Origin of the sequence: Melissospora conviva (assembly GCF_049523535.1) — a bacterium.
Taxonomy (GTDB): Bacteria; Actinomycetota; Actinomycetes; order Mycobacteriales; family Micromonosporaceae; genus Melissospora; species Melissospora conviva.
Genome location: NZ_JBLLDT010000002.1, coordinates 518,570 through 539,746 on the forward strand (window position 1 = coordinate 518,570; position 21,177 = coordinate 539,746).

At 70.9% G+C, this 21,177-nt stretch carries 19 protein-coding genes; 8 read left to right on the forward strand and 11 right to left on the reverse strand.

The features are described from left to right. Nucleotides 1-53: 53 nt before the first annotated feature. Complete coding sequence (gene sufB, locus ACK8GG_RS07495; protein WP_440352818.1) at nucleotides 54-1,484, reverse strand: Fe-S cluster assembly protein SufB; 1,431 nt, start codon at nucleotides 1,482-1,484, stop codon at nucleotides 54-56. Next, nucleotides 1,481-2,263, reverse strand: a complete 783-nt coding sequence (locus ACK8GG_RS07500; RefSeq protein ID WP_440348977.1) for a helix-turn-helix transcriptional regulator — start codon at nucleotides 2,261-2,263, stop codon at nucleotides 1,481-1,483. Before ACK8GG_RS07500 ends, sufB begins: the two co-directional genes overlap by 4 nt. A 171-nt stretch (nucleotides 2,264-2,434) precedes the next feature. Between ACK8GG_RS07500 and ACK8GG_RS07505 the strand changes: the two genes are divergently transcribed. Beyond that, nucleotides 2,435-3,367: a COX15/CtaA family protein gene (locus tag ACK8GG_RS07505; RefSeq protein WP_440356083.1), complete on the forward strand. Its 933-nt coding sequence runs from the start codon at nucleotides 2,435-2,437 to the stop codon at nucleotides 3,365-3,367. A 206-nt stretch (nucleotides 3,368-3,573) separates the two neighbouring features. On the opposite strand, the gene ACK8GG_RS07510 is transcribed toward ACK8GG_RS07505, so the two are convergent. Both ACK8GG_RS07510 and ACK8GG_RS07515 read right to left on the reverse strand, forming a co-directional pair. Continuing rightward, nucleotides 3,574-3,909 carry a hypothetical protein gene (locus ACK8GG_RS07510; RefSeq protein WP_440348978.1) on the reverse strand — a complete coding sequence of 112 codons (336 nt, stop codon included), beginning with the start codon at nucleotides 3,907-3,909 and terminating at the stop codon, nucleotides 3,574-3,576. A 260-nt stretch (nucleotides 3,910-4,169) separates the two neighbouring features. Next, nucleotides 4,170-5,123 (reverse strand): heme o synthase, encoded by a 954-nt coding sequence (locus ACK8GG_RS07515; protein WP_440348979.1) that lies wholly within the window; start codon nucleotides 5,121-5,123, stop codon nucleotides 4,170-4,172. Between the two features lie 270 nt (nucleotides 5,124-5,393). Here ACK8GG_RS07515 and tkt point away from each other — a divergent pair, with 270 nt between their 5' ends. From tkt to pgl, 6 genes are read left to right on the forward strand one after another with little or no spacing between them, the layout of a single operon-like run. Next, nucleotides 5,394-7,532, forward strand: coding sequence for a transketolase (gene tkt, locus ACK8GG_RS07520; protein WP_440348980.1), 2,139 nt, complete (start codon nucleotides 5,394-5,396; stop codon nucleotides 7,530-7,532). A gap of 16 nt (nucleotides 7,533-7,548) precedes the next feature. Then, nucleotides 7,549-8,727 carry a transaldolase gene (gene tal / locus ACK8GG_RS07525; RefSeq protein WP_440355915.1) on the forward strand — a complete coding sequence of 393 codons (1,179 nt, stop codon included), beginning with the start codon at nucleotides 7,549-7,551 and terminating at the stop codon, nucleotides 8,725-8,727. After that, nucleotides 8,724-10,379, forward strand: a complete 1,656-nt coding sequence (locus ACK8GG_RS07530) for a phosphoglucose isomerase-related protein (protein ID WP_440355916.1) — start codon at nucleotides 8,724-8,726, stop codon at nucleotides 10,377-10,379. Before tal ends, ACK8GG_RS07530 begins: the two co-directional genes overlap by 4 nt. Before the next feature lie 36 nt (nucleotides 10,380-10,415). Further along, nucleotides 10,416-11,930 carry a glucose-6-phosphate dehydrogenase gene (gene zwf / locus ACK8GG_RS07535; protein WP_440348983.1) on the forward strand — a complete coding sequence of 505 codons (1,515 nt, stop codon included), beginning with the start codon at nucleotides 10,416-10,418 and terminating at the stop codon, nucleotides 11,928-11,930. Nucleotides 11,931-11,952: 22 nt separating this feature from the next. After that, nucleotides 11,953-12,969: a glucose-6-phosphate dehydrogenase assembly protein OpcA gene (locus ACK8GG_RS07540; RefSeq protein WP_440348984.1), complete on the forward strand. Its 1,017-nt coding sequence runs from the start codon at nucleotides 11,953-11,955 to the stop codon at nucleotides 12,967-12,969. A 31-nt stretch (nucleotides 12,970-13,000) separates the two neighbouring features. Then, the gene (pgl, locus tag ACK8GG_RS07545) at nucleotides 13,001-13,771 is read left to right on the forward strand and encodes a 6-phosphogluconolactonase (RefSeq protein ID WP_440348985.1); all 771 of its coding nucleotides are present in this window, start codon (nucleotides 13,001-13,003) and stop codon (nucleotides 13,769-13,771) included. A 108-nt stretch (nucleotides 13,772-13,879) separates the two neighbouring features. Here the strand turns inward: pgl and secG are convergent, their stop codons facing one another. From secG to rapZ, 7 genes are all read right to left on the reverse strand, one after another. Next, a complete protein-coding gene (gene secG, locus ACK8GG_RS07550; protein WP_440348986.1) occupies nucleotides 13,880-14,134 on the reverse strand; it encodes a preprotein translocase subunit SecG in 255 nt (84 codons plus the stop codon). A 93-nt stretch (nucleotides 14,135-14,227) separates the two neighbouring features. Next, nucleotides 14,228-15,019: a triose-phosphate isomerase gene (gene tpiA, locus ACK8GG_RS07555; RefSeq protein ID WP_440348987.1), complete on the reverse strand. Its 792-nt coding sequence runs from the start codon at nucleotides 15,017-15,019 to the stop codon at nucleotides 14,228-14,230. A 5-nt stretch (nucleotides 15,020-15,024) separates the two neighbouring features. Next, nucleotides 15,025-16,224, reverse strand: a complete 1,200-nt coding sequence (locus ACK8GG_RS07560) for a phosphoglycerate kinase (protein WP_440348988.1) — start codon at nucleotides 16,222-16,224, stop codon at nucleotides 15,025-15,027. A gap of 43 nt (nucleotides 16,225-16,267) precedes the next feature. Next, nucleotides 16,268-17,272, reverse strand: a complete 1,005-nt coding sequence (gene gap / locus ACK8GG_RS07565; RefSeq protein ID WP_440348989.1) for a type I glyceraldehyde-3-phosphate dehydrogenase — start codon at nucleotides 17,270-17,272, stop codon at nucleotides 16,268-16,270. Nucleotides 17,273-17,526: 254 nt separating this feature from the next. Beyond that, complete coding sequence (gene whiA / locus ACK8GG_RS07570; protein ID WP_440348990.1) at nucleotides 17,527-18,507, reverse strand: DNA-binding protein WhiA; 981 nt, start codon at nucleotides 18,505-18,507, stop codon at nucleotides 17,527-17,529. Between the two features lie 54 nt (nucleotides 18,508-18,561). Continuing rightward, nucleotides 18,562-19,536, reverse strand: coding sequence for a gluconeogenesis factor YvcK family protein (locus ACK8GG_RS07575; RefSeq protein ID WP_440348991.1), 975 nt, complete (start codon nucleotides 19,534-19,536; stop codon nucleotides 18,562-18,564). Next, the gene (gene rapZ, locus ACK8GG_RS07580; protein WP_440348992.1) at nucleotides 19,533-20,450 is read right to left on the reverse strand and encodes an RNase adapter RapZ; all 918 of its coding nucleotides are present in this window, start codon (nucleotides 20,448-20,450) and stop codon (nucleotides 19,533-19,535) included. The genes ACK8GG_RS07575 and rapZ overlap by 4 nt, the downstream gene beginning before the upstream one ends. A gap of 360 nt (nucleotides 20,451-20,810) precedes the next feature. Here rapZ and ACK8GG_RS07585 point away from each other — a divergent pair, with 360 nt between their 5' ends. Beyond that, the gene (locus tag ACK8GG_RS07585) at nucleotides 20,811-21,020 is read left to right on the forward strand and encodes an MbtH family protein (protein ID WP_440348993.1); all 210 of its coding nucleotides are present in this window, start codon (nucleotides 20,811-20,813) and stop codon (nucleotides 21,018-21,020) included. Nucleotides 21,021-21,177 lie beyond the last annotated feature (157 nt).

Sequence of the window (21,177 nt, forward strand, 5' to 3'; positions counted from 1 at the left end):
TTCCTTGGTCTGCTCTACGTGATCCGTTCAGGGTGACGGGGGACGGACCGGCGTCAGCCGACCGCGCCCTCCATCTGCAGCTCGATCAGCCGGTTCAGCTCCAGCGCGTACTCCATCGGGAGCTCCTTGGCGATCGGCTCGATGAAGCCGCGCACGATCATCGCCATCGCCTCGTCCTCGCTCAGGCCCCGGCTCATCAGGTAGAAGAGCTGGTCGTCGCTGACCTTGGAGACGGTCGCCTCGTGCCCCATCGACACGTCGTCCTCACGGATGTCGACGTAGGGGTAGGTGTCCGACCGGGAGATGGCGTCGACCAGCAGCGCGTCGCACTTGACCGTGCTGCGGCTGTTGTGCGACCCCTCCATCACCTGGACCAGACCGCGGTACGAGGTCCGGCCGCCACCGCGGGCGATGGACTTCGAGATGATCGTGCTGGAGGTGTGCGGCGCGGCGTGCACCATCTTGGCGCCGGCGTCCTGGTGCTGGCCCTCGCCGGCCATGGCGACCGAGAGCACCTCGCCCTTGGCGTGCGCGCCGGTCATGTAGACCGCCGGGTACTTCATCGTCACCTTGGAGCCGATGTTGCCGTCGACCCACTCCATGGTCGCGCCCTCGTGGCAGACGGCGCGCTTGGTGACCAGGTTGTAGACGTTGTTCGACCAGTTCTGGATGGTCGTGTAACGGCACCGGGCGTTCTTCTTCACGATGATCTCGACGACCGCGCTGTGCAGCGAGTCGGAGGAGTAGATCGGCGCGGTGCAGCCCTCGACGTAGTGCACGTACGCGCCCTCGTCGACGATGATCAGGGTCCGCTCGAACTGGCCCATGTTCTCGGTGTTGATCCGGAAGTAGGCCTGCAGCGGGATGTCGACCTGCACGCCCTTGGGCACGTAGATGAACGAGCCGCCGGACCAGACGGAGGTGTTCAGGGCCGCGAACTTGTTGTCGCCGACCGGGATCACCGTGCCGAAGTACTCCTTGAAGACGTCCTCGTGCTCCTTGAGCGCGGTGTCCGTGTCGAGGAAGAGAACGCCCTGCTCCTCCAGGTCCTCACGGATCTGGTGGTAGACGACCTCGGACTCGTACTGCGCGGCGACACCGGCGACCAGGCGCTGCTTCTCCGCCTCCGGGATGCCGAGCCGGTCGTAGGTGTTCTTGATCTCCTCCGGCAGCTCCTCCCAGCTGGTGGCCTGCTTCTCGGTGGAGCGGACGAAGTACTTGATGTTGTCGAAGTCGATCCCGGTGAGGTCGGCGCCCCACGCCGGCATCGGCTTACGCTCGAAGAGACGCAGCCCCTTCAGGCGCAGCTCGAGCATCCAGGCGGGTTCATTCTTCTTCGCCGAGATGTCCCGTACCACCGCCTCGTTGAGCCCGCGCTGGGCGGTGGCGCCGGCGATGTCGGCATCGGCCCAGCCGTACTCGTAACGACCCAGGGCGGCGAGCTGCTCTTCCTGGGAAAGGGGCGCAGCGATCTGCTCGGTCATTTATCTGTCCTCACAGTGGAGACGGTTCTACCGGTCTGAGCACGCTTCGACTGGGCCGGGATGTACGTCGTGCACACCCCGTCGCCGTGCGCGATGGTGGCCAGGCGCTGCACATGGGTGCCGATCAGGCGGGAGATCACCGCGGTCTCGGCCTCGCACAGCTGGGGAAACTCGGCGGCGACGTGCGCCACCGGGCAATGGTATTGACAAAGTTGCCCGCCCGAGGCAATAGCCGACGCATTCGCGGCGTAACCCTCGGCGGTGAGCGCGTCGGCGAGTGCCTGGGCCCGCGCCAACGGGTCGTCGTCGGTGCCCTCCAGGGCCGCGCGGCAGCGGTCCTCCAGCGCCACGACCTGCTCCTGGGCGAAGGCGTCCACGGCTTCGGAGCCGCACTGCCGGGCGAGGAAACGCAGCGCCGCGGTCGCCATGCCGTCGTAGGTGTGGGTGCCGGCCCGCACCCGGGCCACGTCGGTCAGCAGGAAGACCTTGGCGGGGCGTCCACGCCGGCGGTGTCCGCGTACCGGCTGGTCCCGGGAGACGACGTCGCCGTCGGCGAGCATCGCGTCCAGGTGCCGGCGGATCGCGGCGGGGCCCAGTCCGAGTTCGGCGCCGAGCTGGGCCGCGGTCGCGGCGCCACGCTCGAAGAGCAGCCGGGTGACGCGGTCCCGGGTGGAGGACTCGCCTCCGGCGGGGGCCCGCGTCGGCGGTGCGGGTACGGCGACATCGGCGGCCGGTGAGGCCGCCGGTTCGCACGCAGGAAGCGCCGCCACGTTTTTCACAACGCCAACGTTACGTATATCCACCGACGGAGGCAAACCGCGTGCCCGGTGATACCTGCCACCGCATGTCCGATCCGCGCCGGTGAAGATCATATCTCTGCGTACGATGAGGCGGTGAGCAGACCCGACGCTCCTACCAGTACCTCTGTCCTCTCGGCGGCCAACAACTGGCTGGGATCGCCGATCGTCCTGCGCCGCATCTCCCTGGCCTCGCTGGTCGCCAACATCGGCATCGTCGTCACCGGCGGCGCGGTGCGGCTGACCGCCTCCGGGCTCGGCTGCCCGACCTGGCCCCGGTGCACCGACGACTCGTACGTCAACACCCCCGAGATGGGCATCAACGGCACGATCGAGTTCGGCAACCGCCTGCTCACCTTCGTCGTCGGTTTCCTGGCCCTGGCCGCCCTGATCTCGGCGCTGCTGCAGAGCCCACGCCGGCGCAGCCTGATCCGGCTGGCCGCGCTGGTATTCCTCGGCATTCCCGCGCAGGCGGTCATCGGCGGCATCACCGTGCTGACCGACCTGAACCCGTGGGTGGTGGGCCTGCACTTCCTGGCCTCGATCGGGGTGATCGCCGCCGCCTACGCGCTCTGGCGCCGGGTGGACGAGCCGGACGGCCGCAAGGTCGCCACGGTCCCCGCCCCGCTGCGGACCCTGACCGCCCTCACCACCGCCGTCGGCTTCGCCGTCGTGGTGATCGGCACCTGGGTCACCGGCAGCGGCCCGCACGCCGGTGACCACGGCGCCGCCCGCAACGGCCTGGACCCGGAATCGATCTCCCAGGCCCACGTCGACCTGGTCTTCCTGATGCTCGGCCTGTCGATCGCGCTCTGGTTCGCCTTCCGGGCCGTCGGCGCCACCGCCCCGGCCCGCGCGACGCTGGTGCTCCTCGCCGTCGCGGTCGGCCAGGGCGTCATCGGCTTCGTGCAGTACTTCACCGGCCTGCCCGAGGTGCTGGTCGGCCTGCACATGCTCGGCTCCTGCGTGTTCTGGACCGCCACCCTGGCGGTGCAGTGGTCCACCCGGCAGCGCGAGGCCGGCACGGAGGCCGGCGCCGCCCAGCCGGCGAGGCCGCAGCCGCTGGCCGCGGTCGCCACACGCTGAGCCGGGGACGTCCGGCGCTGATCAGGCGGGCGCACGGCGGGCTCGGACGCGGGCCTGGCAGCGAGCGGGAAGCGCCGCCCGCCGGTGAGAGCGGCGAGCAGCCGGGATGAGACACGACAAGTGAGCGGCCCGGGGAGGGGATCCCCGGGCCGCTTCGTCGTAGTGGGTGGATAGGTGGAAAGTCTGTCTGCCTGACGTTTCGAGGGTCAGCGGGCCAGCGTGCGTCGTGCCATGGAGCGCCAGAGGTCGTTGCTCGGACGCATCTGGTCCATGAGCTCACGCTCCCAGGCGTTCTCCACGGTGACACCCGCCTCCGCGCACGCCTTGCGGGCGATATCCGTGCCCGCGGCGAACTGGTCGGCCCACTCACCGTCCTCCCCCACGAGGACGATGCGGGCACCCCGCTTGCCGACATACTCGATGACCGCCTTGGCGCCGCCGTGTCCGGCGGCGAACGACTTGATGCCGGCCACCAGGCTGCCTGCGCCCTGCGTCGGGACAGCCTTCTCAGCCGTCAACGTCGTATCGGAACCATCTGCCATACCTCGGACTCTAGGCAAGGGCGGCGTGGCGCGTGGCAACACGATCGAGCTTTTGTGATAACTGTTACCTGAGTGTTTGACAAAACGGCGTACCGTTTTGCGTCATTAGTCCGGTTTGTCGGGATTTGAAGCGCGGCCATCCGCTGGCAGAAAGCAATAGACTGGCGCCACCTGCGCAAATACCGAAACAACGGACTAATTGCGCAAGTCCGACCAAAAGCCACCAAACCACCGGAAGCCCGCGGCGCTTCCGGCCGCGGTCAGATCAGCGCGTCCAACGCCACGGCGGCGAAGAGGATCGTCAGGTACGTCGTCGACCAGTGGAACAGCCGCATCGGCTTCACCGCGTCGCCCCGCGCGTTGCGCCGGGCGAGCTTGTGGGCCTCCACCAGGAAGATGGCCCCCACCACCACGGCCGGTACGCCGTAGATCAGGCTCATCCCCAGCGGCCAGACCGCCAGCGAAGTGAGCACGGTCAGCCAGGTGAAGCCCACGATCTCGGCGTTGACCCGCCGGGTCGAGGCGTGCACCGGCAGCATCGGGATCCCCGCCCGGGCGTAGTCCGCCCGGTACTTGATCGCCAGTGCGTAGAAGTGCGGCAGCTGCCAGAAGAAGACCACCGCGAACAGGCCCCAGGCCACCGGCGGCAGCGAGTTGGTGACCGCCGCCCAGCCGATCAGCACCGGCGCGGCCCCGCAGATGCCACCCCAGAAGGTGTTGAGCACCGTCGTGCGCTTGAGCCAGAGGGTGTAGACGAGGTCGTAGTAGAGGATCGCCGCCAGCGTCAGCCCCGTCGCCAGCCAGTTGGTGGCCACCGCCATCAGCACGACCGAGATCGCCGCCAGCACCAGCCCGAAGATCAGAGCGTTACGGGGGGCGACCACGTGGGTGGGGAGCGGGCGGCGTTTGGTCCGGCGCATCAACTGGTCGATGTCGCGGTCGATGTAGCAGTTGATGACGCTCGCGGCACCGGCCGCGAGTGACCCGCCGACCAGCACGGCGGCGACCAGCCAGAGCGACGGCATCCCGCCGGCGGCCAGCATCATCGCCGGCACGGTGGTGACCAGCAGCAGCTCGACGATCCGCGGCTTGGTGAGGGAGACATACGCCGCGACCATCGCCCGCACATCCCGCCGAGCACGCCCGTCACCGGCCACGTCCGCCGCGGCGGACCCAGCGGGCGGAGTGGCGGAGCGGTCGGTGATCATGGTCACGAATTGCACCTTCCGGCATCGGCGCGGCGGTCTGAGTCGGCGGCGACCTGCCGGTCGGCGCACCGAACGACAGCCTACGCGCCGCCATTCCCGCTGCCCGGGCGACCCGTCAAGGGTGCAGACGGTCACATCCGTCCGCCCGGACCGGTACCGGCGGCGCGGTCCGGCCGCACCCCACCCACATGGGGAGATCCCCAAGCGGGCGCGCCGGAACGGTCGATAGGGTCAACGCGAGGGTTTCCGCCCAGCTGTCAAGGAGCATCAACGATCGTGGCTGCCAACCGTCCCGAGCAAGACACACTGAACTGGTCCGACCTCGACCGTCGGGCCGTCGACACCATCCGCGTGCTGGCTATGGACGCCGTGGAGAAGTCCGGCAACGGACACCCCGGCACGGCGATGAGCCTGGCGCCCGCGGCGTACCTGCTCTTCAACCGGGTGATGCGCCACAACCCCGCCGACCCGGACTGGGTGGCCCGGGACCGGTTCGTGCTCTCGGCGGGCCACTCGAGCCTGACGCTTTACATCCAGCTCTTCCTCGCCGGGTACCCGCTGAGCCTGGCCGACCTCAAGTCGCTGCGGCAGTGGGGCTCCCTCACGCCCGGCCACCCCGAGCACGGCCACACCCCCGGTGTGGAGACCACCACCGGGCCGCTCGGCCAGGGACTGGGCAACGCGGTGGGCATGGCGATGGCCGCCCGCCGCGAGCGCGGCCTGCTCGACCCGGACGCCGACGCCGGCGCCTCGGTCTTCGACCACAACGTCTGGTGCATCGCCTCCGACGGCGACATCGAAGAGGGCATCACCCACGAGGCGAGCTCGCTGGCCGGACACCAGAAGCTCGGCAACCTCTGCGTCATCTACGACGACAACGAGATCTCGATCGAGGACGACACCCGCATCGCGCAGAGCGAGGACGTCGCGGCCCGATACACCGCGTACGGCTGGCATGTGCAGACCGTCGACTGGCGTGCCGGCCACGCCGAGAGCGGCGACTACCACGAGGACGTCGAGGCGCTCTACGAGGCGCTGGTCGCCGCCCGTGCCGAGACCGACCGTCCCTCCTTCATCGCGCTGCGCACGATCATCGGCTGGCCGGCGCCGAACAAACAGAACACCGGCAAGATCCACGGTTCGGCGCTCGGCGCCGACGAGGTCGCCGCGACCAAGAAGCTGCTCGGCTTCGACCCGGCCCAGGACTTCGCCGTCGCCGACGAGGTGCTCGCGCACACGCGCGAGGTGCTGCAGCGCGGTCGCGCGGACCAGGAGCGCTGGACCGCCTCCTTCGACGAGTGGGCCACCGCCAATCCGGAGCGCAAGGCGCTGCTGGACCGGCTCCGCACCCGCACGCTGCCCGACGGCTGGACCGAGGCACTGCCGCAGTGGGACGCCGACCCCAAGGGCATCGCCACCCGCGCCGCCAGCGGCAAGGTCCTCGAGGCGCTCGCCCCGGTCCTGCCCGAGCTCTGGGGCGGCTCCGCCGACCTCGCGGAGAGCAACAACACCACGATGAAGGGCGAGCCCTCGTTCATCCCGAGCGAGTACGCCACCAAGTCCTTCCCCGGCCACGAGTACGGCCGCACCCTGCACTTCGGCATCCGCGAGCACGCCATGGGCGCGATCCTGAACGGCATCGCGCTGCACGGCGGCACCCGCCCGTACGGCGGCACCTTCCTGGTCTTCAGCGACTACATGCGTCCCTCGGTGCGGCTGGCCGCGCTGATGAAGCTGCCGGTGGTCTACGTCTGGACCCACGACTCGATCGGTCTGGGCGAGGACGGCCCCACCCACCAGCCGGTGGAGCACCTCACCTCGCTGCGGGCGATCCCCGGCCTGGACGTGGTACGCCCGGCCGACGCCAACGAGACCGTCTGGGCGTGGCGGCAGGCGCTGCTGCACACCGACCGGCCGACCGCGATGGCGCTCAGCCGTCAGGCGCTGCCGGTGCTGGACCGCACCACCCTGGCCGGCGCCGAGGGTGTGGCCAAGGGCGGCTACGTCCTGGCCGACGCCTCCGACGCCGCACCGCAGGTCATCCTGATCGCCACCGGGTCCGAGGTGCAGCTCGCGCTGACCGCCCGGGAACGGCTGGAGGCCGAGGGCACGACCACCCGGGTGGTCTCGATGCCCTGCCAGGAGTGGTTCCGGGCACAGGACGAGGCGTACCGGGAGTCGGTGCTCCCGCGCGGGGTAAAGGCACGGGTGAGCGTGGAGGCGGGCATCGGCATGTCGTGGCGCGACCTGGTCGGCGACTGCGGCGAGAGCGTCAGCCTGGAGCACTACGGCGCGAGCGCCCCGCACACCGTGCTCTTCGAGCAGTTCGGGTTCACCCCCGACCGGATCGTCGCGGCGGCCCACGCCACGCTGGCCCGGGCCGGGGAGATCACCGGTTTCACCACCGGAAACTAAGAGGAGCGTGGTCGGCATGACGGACAGGTTGCAGGAGCTCAGCGCGGCGGGTGTCGCGATCTGGCTCGATGATCTCTCACGGACCAGGATCACCTCCGGGGGCCTGGACCAGCTGCGGCGGGAGAAGCACATGGTCGGGGTGACCACCAACCCCACCATCTTCGCCAAGGCGCTCAGCGACGCCGACGAGTACAACTGGCAGCTGCGTGACCTCGCGCTGCGCGGTGTCGGCGTGGAGGAGAGTGTCCGTCTGCTGACGACGTACGACGTGCGCTGGGCCTGCGACGTGATGCGCCCGGCCTACGACGCCAGCGCCGGCGTCGACGGCCGGGTCTCCATCGAGGTGGACCCGCGGCTGGCGCACGACACCGACCGGACCGTCGCCGAGGCGAAGGCGCTCTGGTGGCTGGTGGACCGGCCGAACCTCTTCATCAAGATCCCCGCGACCGAGGCGGGGCTCGGCGCCATCACCGCCACCCTCGCCGAGGGGATCAGCGTCAACGTGACCCTGATCTTCGGCCTGGACCGCTACTCGGCGGTGATGGAGGCGTTCCTCGCCGGTCTCGAGCAGGCCAAGGCGAACGGTCACGACCTGACGAAGATCGCCTCGGTCGCCTCGTTCTTCGTCTCCCGCGTCGACAGCGAGGTCGACAAGCGGCTGGACGCGATCGGCTCCCCGGCGGCGCTCCAGCTGCGCGGCAAGGCCGCGGTGGCGAACGCCCAGCTGGCGTACGAGCGGTACGCCGAGGTCTTCTCCTCGCCGCGGTGGCAGGCGCTGGCCGACGCGGGCGCACATCCGCAGCGGCCGCTCTGGGCCTCCACCTCCACCAAGAACCCGGACTACCGCGACGTCATCTACGTTGAGGAGCTCATCGCACCCGGCACGGTCAACACCATGCCGGAGCCGGTGATCCACGCTTACGCCGAGCACGGCGAGACCCGCGGCGACACGATCACCGGGTCCTACGACGCGGCCCGGCAGGTTTTCGCCGACCTCGACCGCGTCGGGATTGACTTCGATGACGTGATCGCCACGCTTGAGCGGGAGGGCGTGGAGAAGTTCGAGGCGAGTTGGACCGAACTCCTCGACGGGGTCCGCAAGTCGCTGGATGCCGCCGCCGAGGGGGTGGACCGGCCCAACCGAGCCGCCGAGCAGAACGCCCGAGCCGCCCAGCAAGCTGGAGGTAACGCGTGAGTGAACTGCTCGACAGGCCGGTGCAGACCGCCGGCGGACTGACTGTGCACGGGGCGGTGGCGGTCGACGAGAGCGCCGCCGCCCCCGCCCTGCCGAAACTGATCTCCGACCGGGTGGCGCGTCGGCTGGCCGACCGGGACCCGACGCTCTGGGGTCCGCAGGCCGAGGGCGAGGCCCGGATCCGGCTCGGCTGGGTCGACACCTTCCGGCGCAGCCGCGAACTGCTCCCCCGCCTGGCGCAGCTGCGCCAGGAGCTGACCGGGCTGGACCACGTGGTGCTCGCCGGGATGGGCGGCTCCTCGCTCGCCCCCGAGGTGATCGCCCGGACCCTGGGCCGCCCGCTCACCGTGCTGGACACCACCGATCCGCAGCAGGTACGCGCCGCACTGGGCGACCGGCTGGAACGCACCGTCGTGGTGGTGGCGAGCAAGTCCGGTTCGACGGTGGAGACCGAGAGCCACCGGCGGGCCGCGCTGCAGGCGTTCCTGGACGCCGGGCTGAGCCCGGCCGAAGCCGGCAGTCGATTCGTGATCGTCACCGATCCCGGGTCGGCGATGAGCGAGACCGCCGCCGAGATGGGCGCTCACCTCATCCTCGCCGACCCCGAGGTCGGCGGCCGCTTCTCGGCGCTGACCGCCTTCGGCCTGGTGCCGACCGCGCTGGCCGGGGTCGACGTCGCGGAACTGCTCGACCAGGCCGAGGCGCTCTCCGACAGCCTCGCCCGCGACACCGGCAACCCGGCCCTCGCCCTCGGCGCCGCTCTCGGCTCGGCCGCCGCCGGCGGCCGCGACAAGCTGGCGCTGATCTCCGACGGCACCGGCATCGAAGGCTTCGGCGACTGGGCCGAGCAGCTCGTGGCCGAGTCCACCGGCAAACACGGACGCGGCATCCTGCCGGTCGTGGTGGAGTCGCCGGGCGCGCCGGGCGCCACCGGGGAGGACGTGCTCACCGTCACCTACGGCGGCGCGCTGGGCCCCGGCGCGGTGCCGGGCGGCGGGATCTCCCCCGACATCGCCGTCAACGGCCCGCTCGGCGCCCAGTTCCTCGCCTGGGAGTACGCCACCGCGGTGGCCGGGGTGGTGCTCGGCATCGACCCCTTCGACCAGCCGAACGTCACCGAATCGAAGGAGAACACCAGGCGGCTGCTCGCCTCGGGGGTGGCGGCCGAGACACCGAGCTTCACCGACGGCGCCGTGCAGGTGTACGCCCCGGCAGACGCGCCGCAGGAACTGACGGAGGTGCTGCGTCTGCTGCTGGACTCGGCCGCTCCGCGGGGCTATCTGGCGGTGATGGCCTACCTCGACCGGTTCGGCGACGCCGACGCGGCCGGACTGCGTCCGCTGCTCGCCGCCGCGACCTCCCGGCCGGTGACCTTCGGCTGGGGCCCGCGCTTCCTGCACTCCACCGGGCAGTACCACAAGGGCGGTCCGGCCAACGGGTCCTTCCTCCAGATCACCGGGACACCGGCCGCGGATCTGCCCGTGCCGGGGCAGTCGTACAGTTTCGGCGAGCTGCAGGCTGCCCAGGCCGCCGGTGACCGGCAGGCGCTGACCGAGCGGGACCGCCCGCTGGTCCGACTGCACCTGACCGATCGCGCCGCCGGCCTGGCCCAGCTGCGGGAGGCGGTCGAAGCCTTGCTCTCCGGACGCTGATCCCCCGCCCGAACGACGTCGACTAGGAGAACCGGTGTGAACCCCCTGCGCGACCCCCAGGACCGGCGGCTGCCCCGGATCCCGGAGCCCTGCGCTCTCGTGATCTTCGGGGTGACCGGCGACCTGGCCCGCAAGAAGCTGCTGCCCGCGGTCTACGACCTGGCCAACCGCGGTCTGCTGCCGCCCGGCTTCGTCGTGCTCGGGTTCGCCCGCCGGGACTGGGGTGACGGCGACTTCGAGTCGCTGGCCTACAACGCCGCCCGCAAGCACGCCCGGACCCCCTGGCGGGAGGAGGTCTGGGCGCGGCTGGCCGGCAACATCAAGTTCGTCGGCGGCTCCTTCGACGACGACGAGGCCTTCGACCACCTCGCCGAGACGCTGGACCATCTGCGCGACACCCACGGCATCCCGGGCAACGCCGCCTTCTACTTCTCCATCCCGCCGGCGGCGTTCCCGGTGGTGCTCAAGCAACTCGCCCGCACGGGCATGGCGGACAACGCCAAGTCCCACGGCTGGCGACGGGTCGTCGTGGAGAAGCCCTTCGGTCACGACCTGCCGTCGGCCAAGGCGCTCAACGACCTCGTCGACGACGTCTTCACCGGCAACGACGTCTTCCGGATCGACCACTACCTGGGCAAGGAGACGGTCCAGAACATTCTCGCCCTGCGCTTCGCCAACAACCTGTTCGAGCCGCTCTGGAACACCAAGTACGTCGACTCGGTACAGATCACCATGGCCGAGGACGTGGGCATCGGCTCCCGTGCCGCCTTCTACGACGCGGCCGGCGCCGCCCGGGACGTGGTGCAGAACCACCTGCTCCAGCTCCTGGCCCTGGTCGCGATGGAGGAGCCCACCAGCTTCGACGCCGACGAGATCCGGGCCGAAAAGCTCAAGGTGCTCAAGGCGATCACGCTCCCGACCGACGTGCAGGCCGACACCGTACGCGGGCAGTACCTGCCGGGGTGGGTGGCCGGCGAACGGGCGGTCGGCTACCTGGAAGAGGCCGGTGTGCCGGCGGACTCCACCACCGAGACGTACGTGGCGATGAAGCTGGGCATCCAGAACCGGCGCTGGGCCTCGGTGCCCTTCTACATTCGCGCCGGCAAGCGGCTGCCGCGGCGGGTCACCGAGGTCGCCATCATGTTCAAGAAGGCGCCGCACCTGCCGTTCCGCGCCGCCGACATGGAAATGCTCGGCAACAACCAGCTCGTCATCCGGGTCCAGCCCGACGAGGGCGTGGTGATCAAGTTCGGTTCCAAGGTCCCCGGCACCACCATGGAGGTGCGCGACATCGCGATGGACTTCCAGTACGGCGAGGCCTTCACCGAGTCCAGCCCCGAGGCGTACGAGCGGCTGGTGCTGGACGTGCTCATCGGCGACCGGACGCTCTTCCCGGACGCCGCCGAGGTCGAGCAGAGCTGGCGGGTGATCGACCCGCTGGAGCAGGCCTGGGCCGGCACGGCGCCCGAGCCGTACCGGGCCGGTGAGTGGGGGCCGCGCGCCGCCGACGAGCTGCTCACGCGCGACGGCCGGGCCTGGCGGCGGGCGTGAGCGCAGCGACGGGGAGGAACACATGATCGGCTTGTGGGACACCACCGGCAACGAGGTGGTCAAGGCGCTCGCCGCGGAGCGGCGCAGCGCCGGCGGCGTGGCCAGCGGCATGGCGCTCACCCTGATCGTCGTGGTCGACGAGCGGCGGGTCCGGGAGGCGGAGGCCGCGGCGACCATAGCGGCCGCCACCCACCCCTGCCGGCTGCTGGTGGTGGTCCGGTCGGAGTTCGAACGCGACCGCAGCCGGCTGGACGCCGAGATCGTCGTCGGCGGCCGGCTCGGCCCCTGCGAGGCCGTGGTGCTGCGGATGTACGGCCGGCTGGCACTGCACGCGGAGTCGGTGGTGATGCCACTGCTGGTGCCGGACGTGCCGGTGGTGGCCTGGTGGCACGGCGAACCCCCGGCGGAGATCGCCACCGATTTTCTCGGGGTGGTGGCCGATCGCCGGATCACCGACACCGCACAGGCGCCGGACCCGATCGCCGCCCTGCGGCTGCGGGCCCAGGACTACGTGCCCGGCGACACCGACCTGGCCTGGACCCGGATCACCCCCTGGCGCACCCTGGTCGCCGGCGCGTTCGACAGCACCGTCGCGGCGGTCACCGACGCGACGGTCGTCGCCCCGGCCAAGGACCCGACCGCGGCGCTGATGAGCGGGTGGCTCGCCTCCCGGCTCGGCATCGCGCCGACGCTCTCCCCGACCGACCAGTGGCCGCGGATGCGCTCGGTGGCGCTGCGCTGCGCCAACGGCGACGAGCTGAGCATCGTCCGGGACGACGGGACCGCCCAGTTCCGCCGCAGCGGCCAGGACGAGCGGACGATGCCGCTGACCCGCCGGCCGCTCGGTGACGAGCTGGCCGAGGAGCTACGGCGGCTCGACTCCGACGAGATCTACGCCGAGGCGCTTGGGGCGGCGACCGGGTACTCCGGCCTGGCGGCACGCACCGGTCGACGGGTGCATGTCTGGAAGGACCCGGCCACGGCCGAACGCGCGGAGGCCGGAATCAGCGCGCACAGCGGAACGAGCACCCACGCGTGAGTCGTGCGGGCGTGAACGAAAGGCACCAACCGTGAGTGAGGCGAGCGTCGCCGTCCACGCCGACCCTGATCTCCTGGCCGAGGCGGTCGCCGCCCGGCTGATCGTGCGGCTGCTGGACGCCCAGGCCGACCGAGGGCAGGCCTCGGTCGTGCTGACCGGCGGCCGGATCGCCATCGCGGTCTACCAGGCGGTGCGACGACTGCCCGCCGCCGACGCGGTGGACTGGTCACGGGTAGACGTCTGGTGGGGCGACGAGCGCTTCCTGCCGGCCGGGGACCCGGAACGCAACGAGACCCAGGCCCGGGCGGCGCTCCTGGACCACCTGCCGCTGGACCCGCGCCGGGTGCATCCGATGCCGTCCTCCGACGGGGTGGCCGGCAACGACCCGGAGCGGGCAGCGGCCTGGTACGCCGAGGCGCTGGCCACCGCGGCCCGGCCCGGCACTGCCCTGCTCCCCCACCTGGACGTGCTGCTGCTGGGGCTCGGCGAGGACGGGCATGTGGCATCGGTCTTCCCGGAGCACCCGGTCGGCTACGAGACGCGGCCGGTCAGCGCGGTACGGGGCAGCCCCAAGCCCCCGCCGGTGCGGCTCACCCTCACCCTGCCGGCGATCAATACGGCCGAGGAGGTCTGGCTGGTCGCCGCCGGCGCCGCCAAGGCGCAGGCGGTGGGGATGGCGCTGGCCGGCGCCGGTCCGTTCCAGCTGCCGGCCGCCGGGGTGCACGGGGTCTCCCGCACGCTCTGGCTGCTCGACCGGGCCGCAGCCGCCGAGGTCAAGCCGCGGCTGCGCAGCCTGCGCTGAGGCCCGCCGAGGTCACGTACCGGCTCTCCGGCGCCCTGACGGCCGGCTGAACGAAAGCGCCCGGCTCGGATTACCGAGCCGGGCGCTGCCGTACGCGTTGCGGGTTGGTCAGCTGTTCATGGCGAGGCGCATCCAGAGCCCCAGTCCGACGATGCAGGCGAACCAGACGATTCCCACCAGAACGGTGTAACGGTCCAGGTTCTTCTCCGCCACCGAGGAGCCGGCGAGGCTGGAGCTCACGCCACCGCCGAACATGCTGGAGAGCCCACCGCCCTTGCCGCGGTGCAGCAGGATCAGCATGGTGAGCACAAGGCTCGTGATGATCAGCAACGCGACCAACGTGTACGTCAACCAGATCGGCATGGTGGGGGTAGTCCTCTCCTTACGATCCCCGCCCGGTTGAGCGCGGGCGAGCGGCACCGACCGGCGGGCGGGCCCGTCAAGAATAGCGAGCCGTCAGCGACTGATGTGCTCCGGGAAGCGACAGATCGCTGCGAACTCGTCCGCGTCCAGGCTGGCACCGCCGATGAGGCCGCCGTCAACGTCCGGCTGCGCCATGATCGCGGCGATGTTCGCCGCCTTCACCGAGCCACCGTAGAGGATCCGCACCCGCTGTGCCAGGTCCCCGCCGAAGGACTCGGAGAGCCGGTTGCGCAGCGCGCCGCAGACCTCCTGGGCGTTCTCCGGGGTGGCGGTCTTGCCGGTGCCGATGGCCCACACCGGTTCGTAGGCGATCACGACCTTGGCGACCTGCTCGGCGTCGAGCCCCTGCAGCGCCGCGTCGAGCTGACCGGTGCAGTACGGCACCTGCCGGCCCTCCTCGCGGATCTCCAGCCCCTCCCCGACGCAGAGGATCGGGGTCAGGCCGTTCGCCAGGGCCGCCTTGACCTTGGCGTTGACCAGGGCGTCGTCCTCGTGGTGGTAAGCCCGTCGCTCCGAGTGGCCCACCACCACGTACTGGCAGCCGAGCTTGGCGAGCATCGCGCCGGAGACCTCGCCGGTGTAGGCGCCGGCGACGTGCGGCGAGAGGTCCTGCGCGCCGTAACCGAGCAGCAGCTTCTCACCGTCGATCAGCGTCTGCACGCTGCGCAGATCGACAAAGGGCGGCAGCACGACGGTCTCGACCGCGGTCAGCTGCTCCTTGTTCAGGCTGAACGCCAGCTTCTGCACCAGTGCGATGGCTTCCAGGTGGTTCAGGTTCATCTTCCAGTTGCCGGCCATCAGCGGCCGGCGAGCCGGGGTTGCCATCGTCTTCAGCTCTCCAGGGCAGCGATGCCGGGGAGGGTCTTGCCCTCCAGGTACTCCAACGAGGCTCCCCCGCCGGTCGAGATGTGGCCGAACGCGGCCTCGTCGAGGCCGAGAGCGCGCACCGCCGCGGCGGAGTCACCCCCGCCGACCACCGTGACGCCGTCGACCTTGCTGATCGCCTCGGCCACCCCGCGGGTGCCCGCGGCGAACGGGGCCAGCTCGAACACGCCCATCGGGCCGTTCCAGAAGACCGTCTTCGCCCCGGCGATGATCTGCGCGAACTCGGCGACGGTCCGGGGGCCGACGTCCAGCCCGAGCCGGTCGGCCGGGATCTCGTCGGCCGGCACGGTGACGTGATCGGCGTCGGCGGAGAACTCGGTAGCGGCCACCACGTCGACCGGGAGCACGATGCGTCCCTCGGCCCGCGCCAGCAGGTCACGGCAGGTGTCGATCATCTCCGACTCGAGCAGCGACTTGCCGACCTCGTGCCCCTGGGCGGCGAGGAAGGTGAAGCACATGCCACCGCCGATGAGGAGCCTGTCCACCTTGGGCAGCAGCGCCTCGATCACGGCGAGCTTGTCGGAGACCTTCGAGCCGCCGAGGACCACCACGTACGGTCGCTGCGGCGACCCGGTCAGCTTCGAGAGGACCTCGACCTCGCGCAGCACCAGCTTGCCGGCGAAGTGCGGCAGCCGGGCCGGCACGTCGAAGACGCTGGCGTGCTTGCGGTGCACCGCGCCGAAGGCGTCGTCGACGTAGGCCTCGGCGAAGCCCGCGAGCTGGTCGGCGAAGGCACCGCGTTCGGCATCGTCCTTGCTGGTCTCGGCGGCGTTGAACCGCAGGTTCTCCAGCAGCACGATCTGACCCGGCTCCAGCCCGGCCAGCGCCTGGCGGGCCGACTCGCCAACGGTGTCGGTCGCGAAGATCACCGGCGTCTCCGCCAGCGCCTCCAGCCGCCCGGCCACCGGCGCAAGGCTGTACTTCGGGTTCGGCTCGCCCTTGGGGCGGCCGAGGTGCGACATCACGATGATCTCCGCGCCGGCGTCCCGCAGAGCCTGCAGGGTCGGCAGGACGGCGCGGATGCGCCCGTCGTCGGTGATCTCGCCGGTCTGCTTGTCGAGGGGCACGTTCAGGTCGGCGCGCACCAGTACGCGCCGACCCGACACACCCTCGGCGAGCAGGTCATCGAGGGTACGGATAGTCACCGGACTGTTCCTCCGTTCGCAACCGCAAGAGACTTGCGTGCGCTCACTTGGACGAGCCGACCAGCTTGACGAGATCGACGAGACGGTTGGAGTAGCCCCACTCGTTGTCGTACCAGCCGACGACCTTGGCCTGGTTGCCCTGGACCTTGGTGAGCTTGGCGTCGAAGATGCAGGACGCCGGGTCGGTGACGATGTCGCTGGAGACGATCGGGTCCTCGGTGTAGCTGAGGATGCCCTTGAGCGGGCCCTCGGCAGCGGCCTTGACCGCAGCGTTGAGCTCCTCGGCGGTGGTGTCCCGGCCCAGCTCCATGGTGAGGTCGGTGGCCGAGCCGGTCGGGATCGGCACCCGCAGCGCGTAACCGTCGAGCTTGCCCTTGAGCGCCGGCAGCACCAGGCCGATCGCCTTGGCGGCGCCGGTCGAGGTCGGGACGATGTTCAGGGCGGCGGCACGGGCCCGGCGCAGGTCCTTGTGCGGACCGTCCTGCAGGTTCTGGTCCTGGGTGTACGCGTGGATCGTCGTCATCAGACCACGGTTGATGCCGAAGGTGTCGTTGATGACCTTCGCCATCGGCGCCAGGCAGTTGGTGGTGCAGGAGGCGTTGGAGATGATGGTGTCCTTCGCCGGGTCGTAGTCACCGTCGTTGACGCCCATCACGATGGTGACGTCCTCGTTCTTGGCCGGCGCCGAGATGATGACCTTCTTGGCCCCGCCGTCGATGTGCGCCCGGGCCTTGGTCGCGTCGGTGAAGAAGCCGGTCGACTCGATCACCACGTCGACACCGAGGTCGCCCCAGGGCAGCTGCGCCGGGTCCTTCTCGGCGAAGGCCTTGATGGTCCGGCCACCTACGACGATCTCGTCCTCACTCGCCTTCACATCCTCGCCGAGCCGGCCGAGAATGCTGTCGTACTTGAGCAGGTGGGCGAGCGTGGCGTTGCTGGTGAGGTCGTTGACGGCGACGATTTCCACATCGGCGCCGGAGGCGAGCACGGCCCGGAAGAAGTTGCGGCCGATCCGGCCGAAGCCGTTGATACCAACCCGGATGGTCACAGCCCATCTCCTCGCATTCAGGTCCGCCGGCATCAGCCCGCGGTCGGCTTGTCAGGTGTACGCCGAACGAGTGAAGCCGGCCGACATAGGTCATCGGCCACCTCGCCGCGGTTTGCGGACCGCCCGAGGCTGTGGGCGGCGACGGGCGAAAACCGGACAACCGGCCCCGCTGCCGCACGCTGCGACCTTATCCGAGCGGAACCTCCTGCGCAGACTCGGGGCGGAGTGCCGCTCGCATCTTGGCCACGGTCCTATCAGACCACGAGCATGTCCGGCGTGACGGCAGCTTCGGTATCCGGGATGCCGAGATCCCGGGCCTTCTTGTCGGCCAGCGCCAGCAGCCGCCGGATCCGTCCCGCGATGGCGTCCTTCGTCAGCGGTGGGTCGGCGAGCGCCCCCAACTCCTCCAAGGACGCCTGACGGTGCGCCAGTCGCAGTTCGCCCGCGGAGGTCAGGTGGGCCGGCGCGTCGTCGGCGAGGATCTCCAGGGCCCGGGTCACCCGGGCGGCCGCGGCGACCGCCGCGCGGGCGGAGCGGCGCAGGTTGGCGTCGTCGAAGTTGGCGAGCCGGTTGGCCGTCGCCCGCACCTCGCGGCGGACCCGCCGCTCCTCCCACGTCAGCACGCTGGAGTGTGCTCCTATCCGGGTGAGCAGCGCCGCGATCGCGTCACCGTCCTTGACCACCACCCGGTCGACCTGGCGTACCTCGCGGTTCTTGGCGGTGACCCCGAGCCGCCGGGCAGCGCCGACCAGGGCCAGCGCGGCCTCCGGACCGGGACAGGTGATCTCCAGCGCCGAGGAGCGGCCGGGCTCGGTCAGCGAGCCGTGTGCCAGGAACGCGCCCCGCCAGGCGGCGACCGCGCAGCAGACCCCGGCCGCCACGACGTGCGGGGGCAGTCCCCGCACCGGGCGGCCCCGGACGTCGAGCAACCCGGTCTGGCGGGCCAGTGACTCGCCGTCCTTGACCACCCGCACGATGTAGTGGCTGCCCTTGCGCAGCCCGCCGGAGGCGAGCACGTGGATCTCGCTGGAGTAGCCGTAGACGTCGGCGATCTCCCGGCGCAGCCGCCGTGCGGCCGCCCCGGTGTCGAGCTCCGCCTCGACCACCACCCGGCCCGAGACGATGTGCAGCCCGCCGGAAAAGCGCAGCAGGGCGGCCATCTCCGCCCTGCGACAGCAGGGCTTGGGCACGTCGACCCGGCTCAGCTCGTCCTTGACCGCTGCCGTCATCGCCATGTGCGTCCCCTCACCGGACCCGGGCCGGCACTGCGCCGGTCATTTCGTACGTGTTCAACGATCGGCGCCCAGGACAGGCACCAGGGCCGCACCCAGAGCTGCCGGATCGTGCCGGGCGGAGCCGTCGGCGCGGGCGATCTGGGCGAGCAGGAGTCGGGCACCCAGCGATTCTGCCGCACCCTGCACCGGTGTGGGATCTCCTACCATTTTTCCATCCGCGAGCACGAGGTCCACCTTCAGCTCCGGCAGGTACCAGCGCAGGGCGGCGAGGTGGTCGGCGACGGAGAGGCCGAGTGTCTCCTGGTCGGTGGCGAGGTTGAGCGTCACGAGCCGGCGGGCCGGGCTGGTGACGATCGCGGCGGCGAGTCCCGGCACCAGCAGATGCGGCAGGACGCTGGTGTACCAGCTGCCGGGCCCGAAGACGAGCCAGTCCGCCTCCCCGATCGCGGTGACGGCCTCGGCGCAGGGGGCGGGCGCCGCGGGGGTCAGCCGCACCGACTCGACATGTCCGGGGGTGCTCGCGACCTGGTGCTGGCCGCGCACGATGCTGACCTCGTCGGGCCGGAGCGGGTCGACGCCCCGGACCCGGGCCTCGATGCCGACGGGTTCCCGGGACATCGGCAGCACCCGCCCGACGGCGTTGAGCATCGACGCGGCGTGGTCGAGCGCGGCCACCGGGTCGCCGAGGAGCTCCATCAGACCGCAGAGCAGCAGATTGCCCACGGCGTGGCCGGCGAGCTCGTCGGGACCGGGTCCGACGCCGGCGGCGGCGAAGCGGTGCTCGAAGAGACGGGCGCTGTGCCGGTGCAGTGGCCGGTCCCCGGCGAGCGCCACCAGAGCCTTGCGCAGGTCCCCGGGGGGCAGTCCACCCCGCTGGGCCCGCAGCCGGCCGCTGGAGCCGCCGTCGTCACCGACGGTGACAACAGCTGTCAGCTCCAGATCCAGCTCGGCGGCGCAGCCCCGCAACGCACCCAGGGAGGCGGCCAGGCCGCGGCCGCCACCGAAGGCCACCACCTTGATCCGGCTCATTCCCGCCCCAGGTCGCGGTGCTGGGCGTTCGCGGCGAGCCGGGCGGCGCGCAGCCGGGATGCGAGCTCCTCGGCGATCGCCACGCTGCGGTGCTTGCCGCCGGTGCAGCCGACGGCGACGGTGAGGTAGCGCTTGCCTTCCCGTTCGAAGCCCGGGCTGGTGTCGCCGATGAGCTGGGCGTACGTCTCCACGAACGCCTCCGCGCCGTCCTGGCCCAGCACGTAGCGGCTGACGTCGGATTCCCGGCCGGTGTGCTCGCGCAGTTCGGGCACCCAGTACGGGTTGGGCAGGAACCGGGCGTCGAGGACGAAGTCCGCGTCCGGCGGCAGGCCGTACTTGAACCCGAAGGAGAGCACGGTGACCCGCAGCCGGCGGGCGTCCTCGCCGCCGAAGAGCTCCTCGACCCGGCGACGCAGCTGGTTGACGTTGAGCTGACTGGTATCGATGATCACATCGGCCAGGTCACGGGCCTCCTCCAGCAGTCCGCGCTCCACGGCGATGCCGTCGGCGAGGCGGCCCTCTCCCTGCAGTGGATGGGAGCGGCGGACGCTCTCGAAGCGCCGGATCAGCACGTCGTCGTCGGCTTCGACGAAGACCACCTGGGGCTGGAATCCGCGCTCCTTGAGCGCCCGGATCGCGCCGGCCAGGTCGGTGGAGAAGGCCCGGGACCGTACGTCCAGGACCATCGCCGCCCGCCGGGCGGCGCCGCCGGCGGCGAAGACGAGTTCCGCCATTTCGATCATGAGAGCCTGGGGCAGGTTGTCGACCACGTAGAAGCCGACGTTCTCCAGTGCCCTGGCAACAGTGCTGCGGCCGCCGCCGGAGAGGCCGGTGACGACGACGAGGGTGGTGTCCGCCCGGTTCGCCTGCGCCCCGCCGGCGGGTGTCGCTTCGGACTCGGCGCTCTGGCTCATCCGCTCCATCACTCCCTGTGTGACCTGTCGCCCGCCGTCGCGGGACCCCGAGCCGGGGTGACCGGCCGATCTTCGACTCTAGCCGTCTGCGCCACCACCCCCGGCCAAGGCGCGTGGTGTCCGGCCGGGCGGGCACGGCCCGGGCGATCACCACGACCGCTACCGGCGGGTACGGGCGCACCTGCGACCCGGAAGCGATCCGCCTTTCGGCCATACGCCCGCGAAAACAGACCAATTTCTCTGCCCGATCTGTGCTGTGACCGAAAGCCGAGCATCCGATATTGATGTAGGAAAATCGGCTGCCGTAGCATCAGCCATCCGCCGTACCCGGAATTCCGTACGATCGAACGGACGTGCAAAGTGAGCATTACGGACGACGACCGTCAATACCAGGTGGTAATCAACGACGAAGAGCAGTATTCGGTCTGGCCGGCCGAGACGCAGCCGCCGGCCGGCTGGCGCGGCGTCGGCGTGACGGGCGACCGGGCGAGCTGCCTGGCCCACGTCGACGAGGTCTGGACCGACCTTCGCCCGCGCAGTCTGCGGGAGTGGCTGGCAGACCGGCACTGACCCTGACCGACCCCCCGACGGGCGCCGCGATCACTCGCGGCGCCCGTCGCGCTTGCCCAGCGACCACTAGCGTGAACTGGGAATATGCATCCCCTACCGGCGCCGGCACCCATCGGCCTGCCGCCCGCCACAGCCGCGGAGATCCTCATGCGGACAC

Coding starts and splice junctions, on each gene's coding strand:
- sufB (WP_440352818.1), bottom strand. CDS start 1,484: ATGACCGAGCAGATCGCTGCGCCCCTTTCCCAGGAAGAGCAGCTCGCC.
- ACK8GG_RS07510 (WP_440348978.1), bottom strand. CDS start 3,909: ATGGCAGATGGTTCCGATACGACGTTGACGGCTGAGAAGGCTGTCCCG.
- tal (WP_440355915.1), top strand. CDS start 7,549: ATGACGGACAGGTTGCAGGAGCTCAGCGCGGCGGGTGTCGCGATCTGG.
- ACK8GG_RS07540 (WP_440348984.1), top strand. CDS start 11,953: ATGATCGGCTTGTGGGACACCACCGGCAACGAGGTGGTCAAGGCGCTC.
- secG (WP_440348986.1), bottom strand. CDS start 14,134: ATGCCGATCTGGTTGACGTACACGTTGGTCGCGTTGCTGATCATCACG.
- tpiA (WP_440348987.1), bottom strand. CDS start 15,019: ATGGCAACCCCGGCTCGCCGGCCGCTGATGGCCGGCAACTGGAAGATG.
- whiA (WP_440348990.1), bottom strand. CDS start 18,507: ATGGCGATGACGGCAGCGGTCAAGGACGAGCTGAGCCGGGTCGACGTG.
- ACK8GG_RS07575 (WP_440348991.1), bottom strand. CDS start 19,536: ATGAGCCGGATCAAGGTGGTGGCCTTCGGTGGCGGCCGCGGCCTGGCC.
- rapZ (WP_440348992.1), bottom strand. CDS start 20,450: ATGAGCCAGAGCGCCGAGTCCGAAGCGACACCCGCCGGCGGGGCGCAG.